This window comes from Bacteroides sp. Marseille-P3684 (genome assembly GCF_900291465.1).
Classification (GTDB): Bacteria; Bacteroidota; Bacteroidia; order Bacteroidales; family Bacteroidaceae; genus Phocaeicola_A.
In genome coordinates this window covers 357545-374972 of record NZ_LT985808.1, presented here as the reverse complement: position 1 = coordinate 374972, position 17428 = coordinate 357545, and the positions used below count along the sequence as shown (strand labels likewise).

The 17428-nt window shown below is 57.4% G+C and carries 8 protein-coding genes; 7 read left to right on the top strand and 1 reads right to left on the bottom strand.

Annotation, left to right across the window (positions count from 1 at the left end; genetic code table 11):
* Nucleotides 1–451: 451 nt before the first annotated feature.
* Genes C8275_RS01520 through C8275_RS01500 form a run of 5 tightly spaced genes read left to right on the top strand, consistent with a single transcriptional unit; the run spans nt 452 to nt 8746 of the window.
* Entirely contained in the window at nt 452–3613 is a 3162-nt protein-coding gene (locus tag C8275_RS01520; RefSeq protein WP_199881837.1) for a SusC/RagA family TonB-linked outer membrane protein, read from the top strand.
* Nucleotides 3614–3635: 22 nt separating this feature from the next.
* A complete protein-coding gene (locus tag C8275_RS01515; RefSeq protein WP_106483804.1) occupies nt 3636–5165 on the top strand; it encodes a RagB/SusD family nutrient uptake outer membrane protein in 1530 nt (509 codons plus the stop codon).
* Nucleotides 5166–5183: 18 nt separating this feature from the next.
* Nucleotides 5184–6032 carry a DUF4843 domain-containing protein gene (locus tag C8275_RS01510; RefSeq protein WP_106483803.1) on the top strand — a complete coding sequence of 283 codons (849 nt, stop codon included), beginning with the start codon at nt 5184–5186 and terminating at the stop codon, nt 6030–6032.
* A gap of 13 nt (nt 6033–6045) precedes the next feature.
* On the top strand, nt 6046–7644 hold the full coding sequence (locus C8275_RS01505; RefSeq protein ID WP_106483802.1) for a PKD-like family lipoprotein: 1599 nt from the start codon (nt 6046–6048) through the stop codon (nt 7642–7644).
* Nucleotides 7645–7660: 16 nt separating this feature from the next.
* Nucleotides 7661–8746: a thioredoxin domain-containing protein gene (locus C8275_RS01500; protein WP_022383904.1), complete on the top strand. Its 1086-nt coding sequence runs from the start codon at nt 7661–7663 to the stop codon at nt 8744–8746.
* A gap of 270 nt (nt 8747–9016) precedes the next feature.
* Here C8275_RS01500 and C8275_RS01495 read toward each other — a convergent pair whose 3' ends face one another.
* Entirely contained in the window at nt 9017–13375 is a 4359-nt protein-coding gene (locus tag C8275_RS01495; protein WP_106483801.1) for a hybrid sensor histidine kinase/response regulator transcription factor, read from the bottom strand.
* 282 nt (nt 13376–13657) lie between these two features.
* Between C8275_RS01495 and pelA the strand changes: the two genes are divergently transcribed.
* Entirely contained in the window at nt 13658–14740 is a 1083-nt protein-coding gene (gene pelA / locus C8275_RS01490; protein WP_106483800.1) for a pectate lyase, read from the top strand.
* A 1549-nt stretch (nt 14741–16289) separates the two neighbouring features.
* Nucleotides 16290–17270 (top strand): hypothetical protein, encoded by a 981-nt coding sequence (locus C8275_RS01480; RefSeq protein WP_106483798.1) that lies wholly within the window; start codon nt 16290–16292, stop codon nt 17268–17270.
* Nucleotides 17271–17428 lie beyond the last annotated feature (158 nt).

Genomic DNA, 17428 nt, shown 5'->3' with positions numbered 1-17428 from the left:
AATAAGACGCGGGTGGCACCCTGGTACGGTATTCCGTATCCGGGGATGCCACCCGCTTTATTTGTGTCCGGCGGACGACGGCTGCGGCGGCAGTGTCACTTTTGCTCACCCGGGATGACAAATGGTTGCGGTTTCTAACTTTTGTGAGTAAGTTTATTTTGAAATATAAAGTAAACTATTGTTTTTTATTCTTGAATCGCTATCTTTGTCGCCGCTAGAAGATTAATGAATATAAACTGTATATTATTTATGTAGAAATAGATATAAAAACAGTTTATAAAGAAGGAACATCTTTTTACCGGTCCGCAGACGCGTTTCTACGGATATTTCCCGAGCCGGTTTCGAGAGAGTCTTCCGCTTCCTGCCCAACACAGACACACGCACAAACACAAGGGCCGTATGAAAGCTTGAGCCTACATCGGTCTAACTAAAATAACAAATGAAGACTAGCATGAAAAAGTTCGCCTTAACAACTCATTCATCACGAAGCTTCTTCTCCCAACATTGGTCGCATGCCGTGAAGCCCGGTTGCCTCGCCATGGCCTTGTTGGTGGCTTCAGCGCTTCCCGCGATGGCGCAGACTCCCGCGGGAGGAGGTAAACAACAGACAACGGAGAGCCAGACACCGGAGAAGAAAGTCATTTACAGGGGCGTAGTCATCGACGACACCGATGCCCCGTTGCCGGGCGTCAGCGTGACGCTCCCCCACAGCAAAGGCATGGGCGTGACTACCGACGTCAACGGACGTTTTGAAATCTCTGTCCCCGAGAGCGTACACAACCTCGTGTTCTCCTACATCGGCATGAAGACGCAGACCGTGCGTGTGAAGGGCATTACCAAGGACATTACCGTCCGCCTGGAGTCGGACGCGGTCAACCTGAAGGAAGCCGTCGTGACGGGTATCTACACCCGTAATGCCGAGAGCTTCACCGGCTCCATGGCGACCTACACGAACAAGGAACTCAAGCAAGTCGGAAACCTGAACGTGCTCCAGAGCCTCCAGGCACTCGACCCGGCGTTCGTCATCACGGACAACAACCTCCGCGGTGCGGACCCGAACGCCACGCTGGACATCAGCATCCGCGGTACGACGAACCTGACCGACCTGGAGTCGGACTACGAATATGACCCCAACCAGCCGCTCTTCATCCTCGACGGTTTCGAGAGCGACCTGACGACCATCACCAACCTCAACATCGACCGCGTGGCAAGCATCACCATCCTGAAGGATGCCGCCTCCACCGCCATCTACGGTTCGAAGGCAGCCAACGGCGTTGTGGTAGTCGAGACGGTGAAGCCCGAGCCGGGCAAGCTGCGCTTCTCCTACAGCGGCAACTACCAGGTGGCATGGGCGGACCTGACGGACTATAACATGATGAACGCACGCGAGAAGCTCGCCTACGAGAAGCTTGCCGGACGCTATGCCTCGGGTGACTACAACCTCGATGCGAACGGCGAAATCATCGACGAGGACCAGCGCCAGATTTACTACAACCGCCTCAAGCTGGTCGAGCAGGGACTCGACTCCTACTGGCTCAATGAGCCGCTGCGCACCGCCTTCACCCAGACGCACAACATCTACGTCGACGGCGGTGACTCAGCCTTCCTCTACGGTGTGGGCGTGAACTACAGCAACACGCAGGGTGTCATGAAGGGTTCGGGCAAGGATGCGCTCAACGGAAACATCCGCCTGACCTACCGTGTGGACCGCCTCTCGTTCTCGAACAATACGAACCTCAACTACAACACGAGCGACACCGAGCCGGTGGCATTCCGCAACTTCGTCAACGCCAACCCCTACTATTCGAAATACAACGAGAACGGTGAGATCACCAAGTACTTCGAGCGTACGGCAACCCTGAGCGGCTATGAGTACGCCTACAACCCCTTGTGGGACTTCAACCAGAAGAGCTACAACCGGACGAATACCTTCTCGCTGAACAACAACTTCCAGGTCGAGTGGCGCATCCTGGAAGAACTGCGCCTGCGTGGCCGCTTCGGTGTGACCATCGCGCAGAACGAGTCGACCGTCTTCCATTCGCCCGAAGAGACAATGTTCGCCGAGACCGACCGCCTGGAGCGCGGAACGTATGCGAAGAACAGCTCGCGTGACACGTCCTATGACGGTACTCTCGACCTGACCTACGGACGCACCTTCGGCAACCACATGCTCAACCTGATCGGCGGTATGCAGTTCACCGAGTCCAACTCCGACGCGGAGGCCTTCTCCGCCCTGGGCTACATGTCCGACCAGTATTCCAACCCGAACTTCTCGATGGGTTACCCCGACGGTGGCAAGCCCAGCTCCACGGTGGTGAAGTCGCGTACGGCAAGCTACTACTTCAACTTGAACTACGGCTACGACATGCGTTACCTAGTCGACTTGAACCTCCGTACCGACGGTGCTTCGGTGTTCGGCATCAACAACCCCTTCTCGACCACCTGGTCCTTCGGTCTGGGATGGAACGTGCACAACGAGAAGTTCCTTGCCGAATCGGACGTAATCAGCTACATGAAGCTCCGCTACTCACTCGGTAACCCCGGTAACAGCAACCTCGACGCCAAGCGTGCCAACACGGTCTACAACTATTACACGGCGTTCCAGAACCCCTTCGGTCTTGCCGCACTCATCAGACAGTGGGGTAACAAGGACCTCGAATGGCAGCGTACGCTCGACCAGAACATCGGTATCGACCTGGCTTTCATGGACGACCGCCTGCGCTTCACCTTCGACTACTTCACGAAGACGACTGACCCGTTGCTGCTCTCCATCTCCCTGCCTCCCTCGACCGGTACGACAACCAGCCCGATGAACATCGGAACGATGCACAACGAGGGCTTCACCTGGCAGGCAACCTACTTCGTGCTCCGTGGCAACGACTACAACTGGAGCCTCACTGCCAACATGAACCACGTGAAGACCAGCTACGACGACATGGGCAACTACCTGGAGTACCTCAACGAACAGGGCCGTGACGAAGAAGCGTACACCCTCCGCCGTTACTACGACGGCGCCAGCCCCACGGCGTTGTGGGCGGTGCGTTCGGCAGGTATCGACCCGATGACCGGTAACGAGGTCTTTATCAAGAAAGACGGAAGCTACACCTTCGAGTGGGACACTGCCGACGAGGTTGTCTGCGGTGACACCACGCCCGACGTGGAAGGCACCTTCGGCACCTCGGCATACTGGAAGGGCTTCTCGATGAACCTCATCTTCTCCTACCGCTACGGCGGACAGGCCTTCCGCCAGACGCTGTTTGACAAGGTGGAGAACATCTCCGAGTCTGACCTGATGTACAACCAGGACAAGCGTGCCTACTACGGCCGTTGGCAGAAGCCCGGCGACCATGCCAAGTTCAAGCGCATCGACGACCTCTCGGAGTCGCACATGACGAGCCGCTTCATCGAGGACGAGAACACGCTGAAGCTCACCACGCTCTCCTTCGGCTATGAGAACCAGACGGCTCCCTGGCTGAAGACCATCGGTGCCTCTTCCTTCAACGTCCGCCTGTCGATGAACGACCTCTTCTACCTGTCGACCATCAAGGAAGAGCGCGGTCTGGACTACCCCTTCCAGCGCTCGGTGATGATGTCGTTGGGCCTTAGCTTTTAACCCCTAAAACCAGTGAATCAATATGAACTACAAGAATATCATCAAATGTCTGTTCGTGGCTGGCACCCTGTCCGTGTCGACTTCGTCCTGCTCCGACTGGCTTGAGGTGGACATGGAAGACAGCATCCTGGAGACCACCCTCTTTTCCACGAACGAAGGCTTCCTCACCGCGCTCAACGGTGTCTACTCGTCGCTCAACAACTCGTCGCTCTACGGCGGTACGCTGGGCATGGTCGGCATCGACATCATGGCGCAGTACTACAACGTGCCCAACGTCATCAACCAGCACAACTACTATTACTGGAGCGGCTACAACTACACCGACACCAACTTCGACAACGCGTCGAACTCCCTGTGGAGCAACATGTACTCGCTCATTGCCAACGTAAACCTCCTGCTGGAGAAGTGCGACGAGCCGGATGCCGCCATCCTGGACCGCTACTATCCGTTGGTGAAGGGTGAGGCGCTCGCCCTGCGCGGCATGATGCACTTTGACCTGCTGCGCTTCTACGGCCCCATCTATTCCGACGCGACGGCTTCGCAGGAGTGCCTGCCCTATCAGGAGGACAGCCGCCGCACCGTGCAGCCCCTGATTTCAGCCGAAGAGTTCCTCAACCGGGTTATCCGCGACCTCGACGCAGCCGCCGAGCTGTTGAAGGAGTGCGACCCCGTCCTGACCGAAGGTGTGAAGGACGGCGTGTTGAGCGACGACGGACTGGACAGCTACGACTGGTCCTACCGCCAGCTCCGCCTGAACTACTACGCCGTGCAGGCGCTCCGGGCACGTGCCTACCTGTGGAAGGGGGACAAGGCGACGGCATACGACATTGCCAAGAACGAGGTCATCGCCAAGAGCGAGACCGAGCAGCTCGACGTCTTCCCGTGGATGGACCGCACCACCGTCCAGGCGACCATCGAGAACTCCCGTCCCGACTATGTGTTCTCTGACGAGGTGATGTTCAGCCTCTACAACATGAGCCGCGACAACCTCTATGACAACTACTTCAGCGCGTCGGTGAATGCCAACAACCGCCTCTGCTTCGTCGGCTCGTCGGAGACCGGCAGCGACTCGAAGCTTGCCTCGTTCTACGACGACACCAACGACATCCGCCGTCGCATGTGGAGCTTCCAGGAGGGAGAGACCTCGGGCGACAACGCCATCTGCCTCGTGAAGTTCCAGGACTTCAGCGTCAGCTCGGAGAGCGGTGACACACTGACCTACCGCTACATGACCCCGCTCATCCGCAAGAGCGAGATGTACCTCATCGCTGCCGAATGTACGGACGACATCACCGAGGCTGCCACGCTCATCAACACGGTGCGCAACGTGCGCGGTGCCGTCTCCCTCGACGTGACTCCCGACAACAAGCAGGAGCTCATCACCCGCGAATTTGCCCGTGAGGTCGTGGGCGAAGGACAACTGTTCTTCTACTACAAGCGACTGGGCATGACCTCGATTATCTCCGGAACGTCAGCGAGCGGTTCCGCCTCCATGAGCGTGGACAGCTATGTCATACCGCTGCCGAGCGACGAAGAAGACTTGCGTAACTAACCATTAAGAACGACGAATATGAAGAAACTGATTTATACACTTTGCTGCCTGTTGGGATTGGCTTCGTTCGCGGCGTGTGAGAAGGACATGCCTGCCTATGAGGGAAAAGACGGGCTTTACTTTGACGTGCAGTACACCAACGTGCCCCACTTCACCAATCCGGACATGTGGGCACACCAGCTCTACACCTGGGTGCGCTTCGTTTCCATGCCCGAAAGTGCTACCGATACGACGCTGAGCCTGAAGGTGAATGCCGTGGGCGAGGCACGCGACTACGACCGTGTGTTCAATGTGGCAGTGGTTGCCGACAGCACGACGGCTGTGGCAGACCAGGAATACAAGGACCTCTCCGAGCAGTGTGTCATCAAGGCGGGAGAGACCTCGGGCCTTGTCAACGTGACCATCCTGCGCTCCGACCGCGTGGCAGAGGAGACGGTACAGCTGCAGCTGACGCTCGTGCCCAACGAGTATTTCGACCTGCCGTTCACCTACATCACGGAGATTCCGGGACGCTACACCGAGGGCATGACGGACTTCTACAACAACCCCGACCCCCGCGTGCACAACATCTTCATCTCCGACATCATGACCAAGCCGACCATCTGGCCGTTGAACTTCGGAGAGTTCTCGCGTGAGAAGATGGAGCTGGTCCTCCGCCTTTACCCCGACGTGACCTACGACGATTTCAGCGCACTGGTGACCGTGCCCTTCATCATGCAGAACATCATCAACGAGATTGTCTCGAACTACCTCGTGGAGCAGTTCCGTGCCGGGAACCCCATCACGGACGCCGACGGGACGCTCATGTGGTTTAGCAATGTGCCTTGGGATGAAAGCTCCATGCCGGGCGATGTTGTCCTTGATTAACTAAGAAACGATTATGAAGAACTATATTTATCCCTGCTTGCTGGCAGCCGCTGCCAGCCTTGCCTCGTGTGTCGACGACAAGGGCAGCTACACCCTTTCGCCCATCAACGAGGTGGAGATTACACTGAGTAACGAAGACGGCTACGTAGCCTATCTCGCGGGTGACCCCGTACACATCTCTGCCGATGTCACCGGAACGATGGCGGAGACCAACGAGCCCTCGCGCTACGCTTACCACTGGTATGTGAAGATTATCACCAACCTGTCGAGCATGGCGTCCGAGACGATAGACCTGAGCGAGGAACGCGAGTTCGACTACGTTGCCGACGGCTCCCTGCTGCCGGGCAGCTACACGCTCTATCTGGAGGTGACCGACCTGGAGACGGGACTGAAGACCATCCAGCGAAGCTCGCTCGCCGTCCTCTCCCAGATGACGACGGGTTACCTCGTGCTCGGCGAGAACACCGACGGCACGGTCAAGATGGACATGATTACCACGATGGCGGAAGACACCATCCTGCTGGAGGACGTCTTCACCGACCCCAACATCAGAGAGCCCGAGTCGCTCGTCTTCATCGGACAGACGCGCTACGGCGAATACCAGAACCTGTGGCTGACCGCCGCCGACCAGTCGTACTCGCTGACCAACGGCTCCTACTTCGAGCTGCTCGAGGACAACACGCTTGACTCGAAGATGCTGACCACCTTCGACGTGAAGCGCCCGATGCGTGTCATCGACATGTTCCCCCGCTATGACGCCAGCTACGGTTGCCGGGGTGACTCCAAGCGCGGATACATCACCGACGACGCCATCTACGTCACCTCGATGATGTCGAACGACCAGATTTTCGGTAACCCCATCAACCGCTACAGCAACACGAGCACCGAACTGTTCACGCCCTACCGGCTGGCATTCGTGGTTAACGGAGCCTACATGTCGTCGCTCTTCCTCAACGTCATCTTCTATGACATGGACAGCCAGGCTTTCGTCGGTCCGAACAGCAACAGCCCGACGAGCGCGACCTACTGCCGGAAGCTCCAGGCGAGCGCAAGTGCAGCCTTCGAGTGGGACCAGAGCAAGTATCCCGACAACCGCCGCCTCGTCTTCGGACAGAACGGCAACGCCGGCTACTCGTACGTGGTCCTGACTGACGACCAGAACAAGTGGTACGCCTATTCGTTCAAGCCGTCGAGCACTACTGCTCCCGTCCAGTGGTTCAGCACGGAGATTGACCAGAGCGTGGCTACCGACTTTGCACAGGCGAGCCACTATGCCTTCTCCGACGACGAGACCGAGATGGTCTATGCCGTGGGTTCGAAGCTCTACGGGTACGACCTGGAGCGCAACATCGGCCGCCTGCTGAAGGACTACGGCAGCGAAATCATCCTCCTCGACCGCGATGCCGAGTCGACTACCGCCCGCAACAAGTTCTACATCGCTGTCTCCGCCGGCGACGGCAAGAGCACTCTCAGCTGGTTCACCATCCCGTCCGACCCGAACGACATCCCGTTTGAGGAGGATGAGGACATGGTATGGGAAATCAACTCCACCGTGAAGGGCATCCAGTGGAAGAGCGCCGGTGACCTTGCCGACGAATCAGGATATTATTGATAACAACTCAACGACAATGAAAAAACTATTCATCACTCTCTTTACTGCCTTGCTGGCCATCCCCGGCCTGGCACAGACAAACTTCCGTCCGCTCACGCTCGACCAGGCAGTGGAGCAGGCAAAGAAGGAAAACAAGCTCGTGTTCGTCGACTTCTACACTGACTGGTGCGGCCCCTGCCGCGTGATGGCGAACACCGTCTTCCCGCAGAAGAAGGTGGGCGACTACTTCAACGCCCGTTTCGTCTGCATCAAGCTCAATGCCGAGAAGGAGGGCAAGGCGGACGCCGCCACCTACCAGGTGAAGGCATACCCGACCTTCCTCGTGCTCGACACGGACAAGAAGGTGAAGCTCGACATCAAGGGCTCCATGACCGCCGACAACTTCATCTCGAAGATTGAGAGCGAACTCAACCCCGAGCTTTCGCCCGAAGCCATGAAGAAGCGCTACGATGCCGGCGAACGTACCCCCGAACTGGTCAACGCCTATGCCTTCCACTTCATGGAGGAAGGCAAGGAGGAGGAAGGCTTCCGCATCGTCAACGCCTACTTTGATTCGCTGACGGACGCACAGCGGCTCGCTCCCGAGAACTTCTTCCTCTTCTCGCGCTACACCATCCGTCTCGATGACCCGAAGGCAGACTTCCTCGTGGCACACCGCAGCGAGTTCGACCCCGCCGTCCGTGCCCGTGCCGAGGAGCACGCCCAGAAGCTCTATCACGCCGGGCTGGTGAGCTACCTCTCCGGCTTCCAGTTTGCCGAAGGGAAGTATGACGCTGCCGCCTACGGTGCCCTGAAGCAGTCCATCATCGACTGCGGACTGGACAAGACCTATCCGTATGCCCCGCTCTTCGCCCTCATCGAGTGCTATGCCCAGGGCGACAAGGCTGCCTACTTTGCCCTGCTGAAGGAGAAGCAGCCCGAGATGAACGAGAACGACTTCAACCTCGTGTTGCTCAACTTCTCGCGTCTCTTCCCCGCTGCCACGACCGACAAGGCGCTGCTGGCAGAAGGAGCCAAGTACATCCGTTCGATTCTCCCCGGTCTGAAGCCGTCGACCATCATGATGATGGGACAGCTCCTCCAGAGCCTGGAAGGGAAATAACACGCTGATTCCGCCACCCGGCGAACACAGCTAAACTTATAAAGAGAGGGTGTATCAAGGTGAGCCGACGCTCATCCTTGGTACACCCTCTCTCTGTGCATGTGCCCTGAGGCTCGTCCAAGCCGGGGACAAGCAGGCAACAAGCCGGGGATAGACAGACCAAAGTATTATACTTTGGCAGCCTAAGTATTATACTTAGGGGGTCTAAGTATTATACTTAGGTCCATCTATCCCCGGCTTGTATCGTGTCTCTCCCGCACCCCGTGAGTATCAGGAGCGTGCTTCCTCGTTCTTCATCTTCCGGTACTCCGACGGGGACATGCCGTAGACCTGCTTGAAGCACTTGCTGAAGTAGTGTGAGTCGTAGAAGCCGGTGAGGAAGGCTATCTCCGTCATCGTCTGGTTGCCCGTCTCCAGCAGTTCGGCGGCTTTGCGGAAGCGCAGGTCGCGTATCAGCTCCACGGGCGACAGTCCTGTGAGCGCCTTTGTCTTCTTGAACAGCACCGAGCGGCTGACGCCCATCTCGCGCGCCAGGCTCTCCACGTTCAGCTCGGGCGAGCCGAGGTGCGAGCCGATGTGTTCGGTCATCCGGTCGATGAATGCCTGTTCGGCCGGGGGCAGTGCACTGTCGGAAGCGGTGTCGCCGGGGGTGGCGTCCGTCTCGGGATAGATGAACTGCGAGCGGTACAGTTCCTGCAGGCGGCGTCTGCCACGGACGATGTTGTCCGCCTGTGCCCGGAGCACCTTCGAGCTGAACGGCTTCGGGACGTATGCCTCCACGCCCAGGTTGAGGCTCTCCACCTCGCCCTCGGCACTCGACTCGTTGGTCAGCAGGATGACCGGGATGTGGCTGGTGGCGGGATTGCGGCGGAGCATCTTGAACATCTCCGTCCCGCTGAGCACCGGCATGTGGATGTCGCTGATGACGAGGTCCGGGTTGTGGCTCACCGCACGGAGGAAGCCCTCCTCGCCGTTGGCTGCCGTCAGGGTGCGGTAGCCGTTCGAGAAGGTGGACTCGAGGAAGCCGCGCAGCTCGGCATTGTCCTCGACGATGAGCAGGAGCGGACGGGTGGCGTCGGTGTCCTCTCCGGACGTGTCGGAAGCGGGTGCCGTCGGCTCGTCGGTGTCATCGCCGTCCTCGAGGATGAACTCCGTGTCGGGGCCGAAGTGGTCCCTGCCCTTGGGCAGCTCCACGGTGAAGGTCGAGCCGTTGTTCACGCTGCTGGTCACGCTGATGTGTCCGTGGTGCAGCTCGACCAGCTCCTTGATGAGCGACAGTCCGATGCCCGTCGTCGGCACACGGGACGCCTGCCGCTGCACGAAGCTCTCGAAGCGGTCGAAGAGGTGGGGTTGCCGTTCCTCGGGGATGCCGTAGCCCTGGTCGATGACACGGACGGTGATGTGTTCCCCGTGCTCCTCGACGGCGACCGTGATGCGTTTCCCGCGCGGGGAGTACTTGAAGGCGTTTGAAAGGAGGTTGAAGAAGACGCTTTCCAGCTTGTCGGCGTCCGCCCAGACCGTGAGCGAGGGAGCCTCCATCTGCAGTTCAAGCCGTGTGTCCTCGCTCTCGGCAAGTCCGGCGAACGAGCGCAGGAGCTGTTCGAAGAAGGCGCGCAGCTCCACGCGGCGCACCGTCAGGTGCATCTTGCCGCTGGTCACCTTCTGGAAGTCGAGTATCTGGTTGATGAGGCGGATGCTGCGGCGGGTGTTCTTCTGCATGATTTCCAGGTTCTGGCGCACCTGGGGCGAGAGCCCCGGCTGTTCGAGGACGTTCTCCAACGGCGACACGACGAGGGTGAACGGCGTACGCATCTCGTGGACGATGTTCGTGAAGAAGTCGGTCTTCACCTTGGCGAGCTTCTGCTCGAGGAGCATGCGCTGCTTCAGCTTGTAGTGTCCCAGCACGATGGCGCCGGCTCCCGTCGTCGCGGCAAGGAAGAGGACGATGGCGAGCGCGATGCCTCCCGGCGAGCCCCAGAACGAGGGCAGCACACGGATGTGGAGGCAGCTCTCGTTGTCCATCCAGCGTCCGTCGCTGTTCGTGGAGCGCACGCGGAAGGTGTAGTCGCCCGGCGGGATGTTCGTGTAGACCGCCTTCGGCTCGTTGCCCACATAGTGCCAGTCGTCGAAGCCGTCGAGCTTGTAGGCGTATTGCAGGCGGTCGGGGAAGTTCATGTCGAGTGCCCGGAAGAGGAGGTTGAACGAGTTGCGGTCGTGGCTGAGCGTCACCGTCCGGCTGTTGCCGAAGGTGTAGGGCTGTCCGTTGGCGTCGGTCACGGGACTGTCGTTTGCCGAGAAGGCGGTCAGCACGATGTTGGGCTTGAACGTGTCCTTCTCGATGTCACCCGGACGGAAGGCGAGCAGTCCGCGGTCGGTGGCGAAGATGAGCCTGCCGTGCCCGTCGTCGGCAGCGTCGTTGTCCGAGAAGGTGAGGGGAGAGGGGAAGAAGCGGTCGTCGAAGGTGTCGAACGTCCGTGCCTGCGGGTCGAACTTGCACAGTCCGCCCTCCGTGGCGAGCCACAGGCAGCCGTTGCCGTCCTCCTGCATCGTGTAGAGCACGTCGGAGGGCAGCCCGTCGCGCGTGGTGTAGTTCGCGAGGATCCCGTCGGGAGAGAGGCGGAAGAGCCCCTTGCCGAAGGTGGCGAGGTTGAGCGTGCCGTCTCCGGAACGGTAGATGAAGAAGACGGAGTTGGTGTTGAAGGCGCCCCGTTTTGCCGCCAGCGTATGCAGGTCCTCAAAGACGACCGACTCGGGCGCGTTCTGTTCGGGACGGAAGCGCAGCAGCCCCTGTGTCGTGGCAATCCAGATGCGTCCCCGTCCGTCTTCGCACAGGCAGCGTATCTGGCGGAAGGCGGTAGGATAGTGCGTCAGCCGGTGCCCCGGGTGGAAGAAGACGGTCTGCCCCTCCGCCCCGCGTCCGACGGCGTTGAGTCCGCTCCCTGCCGTGCCGACCCAGATGCGTCCGTTGCTGTCCTCCAGCAGGAAGGTCACGCGGTTGTCGCTGAGCGATGCCGGGTCGTCCGTCCGGTGGACAAACCGCTCCACCCGGTAACGCCCGCCGGCGAGTGGTGTCGCCTTGAAGAGACCGCTCCCGTCGGTGCCTATCCAGATGTTCCCTTCCCGGTCCTCCAGGATGGCGTTGGCACGTCCGACGGGACTCCGCTGCGGCGTGATGGTCCCCTGTGCGGAGAAGTAGCCCCGGAAGCGGCGCGTGCGTGTGTCGAAGAGATGGATGGTGCTGTCCTGTGCCCCCATCCACAGGTTGCCCCGGCTGTCGGCACAGAGTCCGCGCGTACGGTTGTCGTTGCTGTAGAGGTCGGTGGGGTCGGGCGAGAGCAGGTCGAAATGGTTGCTCTTGAACGTGAGCTTCAGCACGCCCTTGTTCGCCCTGCCCAGCCAGAGGTTGCGCTGCTTGTCGACATAGAGGGAGGACGGTTCGGTGAAGTCGGGCATGCCCTGGGTGGCAGGCAGGATGAGGGGGAACAGCTCGTGGTTCTCCATGTCATAGTAGTTGAGCGCCTTGTCGGGTGCATAGAACCAGATGCGCTGGTTGCGGTCCTCGAAGATGGAGATTTTGTTGCGTGTGTCGATGGTGCGGCGGTGGCGGTCCAGCAGACGGAAGCGGCGCTGGCTCTCCTTGTCCGGCTCCAGGCAAGTGATGAACGAGTTGTCGAGGTAGGTCACCCAGATGTTCTTGTCCTGGTCGACGTAGCAGTCGCCGATGTGGTTGCTCTCCAGCCGTCGCGGGACAGGCTGTGAGGCGGAGTAGTGGAGTGCCCGCCCCGACTCCAGGTCGTGGAGGAAGAAGCCGTCGCTCCCGGTCATGTAGAGCGACTTCGTGTCGGTGTATGCCTTGATGCGGACGATGTTGTCCGTCGTGGCAAGGCGGATGAGCGAGTGCTGCCGCTCCCTGTTGCGGTAGATGTAGACCTTGCCGTGGTCGCTGCCTATCTGGAACAGGTTGAGCCGCTTGCGCATGCTGTAGTAGCGGTCGTTCGTCCCCAGGGGATGGCGGGTGAGCTTGCCCGTCTGCTCGTCATAGTCGAGGAACTCCCGTCGGGAGAGAATCCAGACGTGGTGCTCGCGGTCGTTCGAGACCATGACAATGTCCGTGTCGTCGCCCGGCGGATAGTCGAGCACCGTCTCATAGTCGAGCTGTTCGCCCTCGCCGTAGCGGGCACGTACCAGCCGTCCGTTGTCCAGGTGAAGCCAGATGTCGCCGTTGGGCAGGAGCTGGAGACTCTTGACCGTTCCCAGCGAGTCGGGCAGGGGGAAGAACCGGCGCGTGTAGGGATTGAAGCGGACGGTCCTCCGGTTGTCGTTGGTGAGCCAGATGTAGCGGCGGCTGTCCTCCCGCAGCGAGGTGATGAGGTTGTTGGCAATCCCGATGCTGTCGCTGTCCTCCAGGCGGTAGTTGGTGAAGTGCGCCCCGTCGAAGCGGCTGAACCCGTTCGAGGTGCCGAACCACAGGTAGCCCTGCTTGTCCTGGATGGTGACGTTGATGGTCTGCTGAGGCAGTCCGTTGGTGGTATCATAGAGGGTGGGGACGTAGGAACCTTGTGCACCGGCAGGCATCGTGCCGGCAAGGACGGACAAGGTCAGGAGCAGGAAGGTTAACAGTCGTCTCATGGGGATGAGTAGTTGTCGGGAAGCCGTGCCGGACCCATTCCGGCGGAAACGGGACGCGGATACCTGCCGTCGGCAACTTGGAAACAACTAAACCGGTTTCACCCGCATCCCCTGCTCCCGCAGGATGAGTACCGCGCTGTGCAGGCACAGCCTCGTCGGTGTCTTTAGATGTGTTTGTCCACAAATCTACACATAAAAAACACAAAAATACCCCATTTTGCCTGCGATATTAATGTATTTTTGTAAATGCAAATGACTTTGGATGCTTAATGACCAACGTATATGAAAGCACAAATCCTTTCCCTCCTCTGTTGCCTGTTCGCCTGGCTGCTGCCCGTGCAGGCACAAGACAGTCCCAACATCCGGGATTTCTCCTGGAAAAAAGTAGCCGACCGCATGCCCGACGAGTGGTATGGCGGACAGCAGGCACGCGCCATTGCCGACCAGCTCCTTGCCCGTCAGATGGAGAGCGGAGGCTGGCAGAAGAACATCCCCTACCACCACCTGCTCTCCGCCGAAGAGCTTGCCAAGGTGAACCGCACGGGCGTCGGTTCAACCATCGACAACGGTGCCACCACCACCGAGATGCGTTTCCTGGCGCGGGTCTATGCCCATAGCGGTGAGGACCGTTACCGCGAAGGCTTCCTCCGTGGACTCCGCTACCTCTTTGAGGCACAGTATGACAACGGGGGCTGGCCCCAGTTCTACCCCGAACGGACAGCGGTGAACTACGCCTCACACATTACTTATAACGACGATGCCATGGTCAACGTCCTCCGTCAGCTGCGCGACATTGCCGACGGACGCAGCCCCTATGACGCCCTGAAGCTCGACGACGCCACCCGGGCACAGGCACGCGCCTCGTTTGACAAAGGCATCGGCTGCATCCTCAAGACCCAGATCCGTGTCGACGGCAAGCCGACGGTCTGGTGTGCCCAGCACGATGAACATACCTTTGCCCCGGCTCCTGCACGTGCCTACGAACTGGCTTCGTTCAGTGGTGCCGAGTCCGCCTCCATCGTGGCGTTGCTCATGTCGATTCCCCATCCTTCGCCCGAGATTGTCGCAGCTGTCAAGGGAGCCGTGGCGTGGTTTGAGACCCATGCCGTGAAGGACATCCGGGTGGAACGCGTTCCGGACGGCAGTCCCAAGGGCGACGCCCGTGTTGTCTCCGCCCCGGGCAATGTCCTCTGGGCACGTTTCTACGACCTCGAAACCGGCAAGCCCTTCTTCTGCGGACGCGACGGGGTGAAACATGCCACCCTTGCCGAGATTGAAAAGGAACGCCGTGGCGGCTATGCGTGGTACACCAATGCCCCGCAACGCGTCCTCGACCGCTATGCAAAGTGGATTTCGGGCATTTGACCCAAATCTACCCACAAGAAAATGCAAATCTACACAGCCGGACCCCCTGCCGCTCACTACCTTTGCATCGTCAAAACAGAAGAATAAAAGAAAGACTTATTCAAACATATACAACCAAGGATCAGTTATAACATTAGGCTTATATTTCTATCTAGTTAGGAGCCGGCTCGTCCGGCATCTTTCCTTTACATTCCAAAAATGTGGGTGAAAAGTACAATGCGTGTGGGGCAGTGATGCCGTGCACGCATTATTTCTTATGTACGCTCTGCCCCTGTATCAGCATGCAACCAATTCCCGCGAAATGCTTGACAAAGTCCTTCAAAAGCCACTTTTGCGCTAACGCGTACTTTCCCAATTCCGCTCAAACCAGAAGCCAACTGCTAACAGATGTTACCGAAAATCGCGGAATCAGCCTTTGATTTTAGAAAACTATACATTCCGTTCTCGGAATATGGACAAAACGTGCCCGCAACAATATTGTTTCGCGAGCCAAACTATATTGTTTGAGACATGAAACAATATAGTTTCCGCCTCCAATCAATATTGTTTGAGGTGTCGAAGTCAAATATTCGGAGAACGAAGTGCTTGAATTACGGGTTTCGTCTTCCAGAAGGTGGAACGGGAGACTGATTTTGAAACTAGTAAAAAGAGTGCGGTTGAGTGTATCTCCTATGCATGAGGCTGCTCCCTCTAAATCTTCCCTATCCAAATAACAGGAAAATCCCCCTATCTGCATCAATGTGTATTTTGCGAAACGCTCCAGAATCCTTTCTTTGCGCGCTCACTCGTCCTTTGGCGTAAGCATTGCCCCTGTAGAGCCCTTCATTTGACATTTTGTCAAACGCGCCCGGTCCAATCCTGATTGTTTTCCCGCATTCATACATGGTGATGGACAATGGAACCCTGCGGAATGCGTTTGAACGGTTGTCGAATATTGTTTGAATGGTTGTTGAATGTTTATTGGGCGTTGCATTGGGCCGGGCGACCCGACCGGTCGCCCCTACATTCGTTTGCATGCATTTACGGTATTACCGATGGAATATGTCCACCCCATATAGTTGTGCCATCGGTTCGGCGATGCCCAATTCCGTCCAATCAATCAAAAAATGTAGGGGCGACCGGTCTGGTCGCCCGGTCCAACAAGGGAATGCCGATTGATTTTCTTCTCAATCCTTATAGTGACCTCGTGTTATCAGAGCTGGTGAATTCAGTGTCGTTTGACGCATTACCGCAAAAACACCAAGTGAAATGCCGCAAAAACACCAAGTGAAATGCCACAAAAACACCAAGTGGTGGAAGCACGGGGTGCAAATATGTCTGATTTTATGATGCATTTGAAGGGTGTTTTTTGCCGTAAAAAGCACCCTTGTACATCATCGTTTTTTTGCTTTACAAAGTGATTTTCTGGCTTTACAAAGTAATTTCTACGTATCTCTCTTATAATCAGAGAAATAAAAATTCGCATTACAAAGTATTTATTTGCCCTTACCAACCGCTTTTTCGGTTTGTCCGTCTTAACTTTGCCTGAACAACAAACCATGAGAATGTAATGAAGAAGACGATTCTTCTTAGGAGATTAAGGAACTTTGTTTATGCGATGATGCTGCCTGGGATGGCAATGTTCATCGGGTCATGTTCAGATGAACCAAATTGGGAACGGTTGCCTGACGGACAACGGGATGATGTCCAGGTACGTCCGGAAGTAAAATCTGACGAGGAATGGGAATATCCTTTCTCTGTAAATGGACTCTGTGGAGAAGGAGCTGATTCTGCTTCGGTCTTTATGGCAGACTGGCCCGATAGGGTTTGGGTGGGGAATGTTTTTCCGGAGGCTGATTTCGGGGCTGGCTTTGAAAACAATATTCCCTATCCGGAGATGTCCCTCACTTTACGGACGGATTTCCCCCAACCATACGTCGGACATTGTATTTCGAATGGCCGTCAGTCCATGAACTATCGGAGATATTTGAAGAGCCTGATTCATTCGGAAGAATACAAGGACTTTGTCAGGACAGACAGCCTTGGGGGACCTGTGGAAGTCTTTTATTCGGAATACAACTCTCCAGAAGGGACGAAAAACATACAGGTCGTGAAAAGCCGGATGTTGGTACTGGTCCTGTCGCGTCGTTTTAAGGTGACTATGGATATTCCCGATAACGTCTCTTTCTGGGAAGCGATGAAAGGGCAGACCGGGAAGAATCCGGTCTACGTGCGTTCCTTGACGTATGGAAGAGCCGCCTTGTTGATGGTGGAGAGTGAAGCTGGCTTCAGCTCTTTGCAGGATGCTTGGAGAAACAGGCTGGAAGGGAAGGACCTGACTCTTGAGCAGCAAGAGGTTTTCCGTCGGTCAACGGTCAGTAGGCGAATATGGTCGGATACTGCGCAATGGGATGCTAACCAGCTGTTTGACCTGCATACGGATATACAGACAATCTTCAAGGATTATTATTCCGAAGGAGACTATGGCGTTCCAATTCTGTGTGAGGGTGCTTATGTGAAGGACAATAAACCGTTCAGGAGGAACAGATAGATTGGAAATGCGTCCCCTTATGAAGAAGCTTTTTCCTGCGTCAGGAAGGGCGAAAAGACCGTGTTCGGTTACGACCTGAATATGCTCTACTAGAAATTGGATGTGGCGGGGCGGGTTGCCGAAAACAGTGTCTGGCTTTTACTTTTAACATCCTGTCC

Bases quoted from the DNA above. Each gene is read 5' to 3' on its own strand.
- C8275_RS01520 (WP_199881837.1), top strand. From the start codon at position 452: ATGAAAAAGTTCGCCTTAACAACTCATTCATCACGAAGCTTCTTCTCC.
- C8275_RS01515 (WP_106483804.1), top strand. From the start codon at position 3,636: ATGAACTACAAGAATATCATCAAATGTCTGTTCGTGGCTGGCACCCTG.
- C8275_RS01510 (WP_106483803.1), top strand. From the start codon at position 5,184: ATGAAGAAACTGATTTATACACTTTGCTGCCTGTTGGGATTGGCTTCG.
- C8275_RS01505 (WP_106483802.1), top strand. From the start codon at position 6,046: ATGAAGAACTATATTTATCCCTGCTTGCTGGCAGCCGCTGCCAGCCTT.
- C8275_RS01500 (WP_022383904.1), top strand. From the start codon at position 7,661: ATGAAAAAACTATTCATCACTCTCTTTACTGCCTTGCTGGCCATCCCC.
- C8275_RS01495 (WP_106483801.1), bottom strand. From the start codon at position 13,375: ATGAGACGACTGTTAACCTTCCTGCTCCTGACCTTGTCCGTCCTTGCC.
- pelA (WP_106483800.1), top strand. From the start codon at position 13,658: ATGAAAGCACAAATCCTTTCCCTCCTCTGTTGCCTGTTCGCCTGGCTG.
- C8275_RS01480 (WP_106483798.1), top strand. From the start codon at position 16,290: ATGAAGAAGACGATTCTTCTTAGGAGATTAAGGAACTTTGTTTATGCG.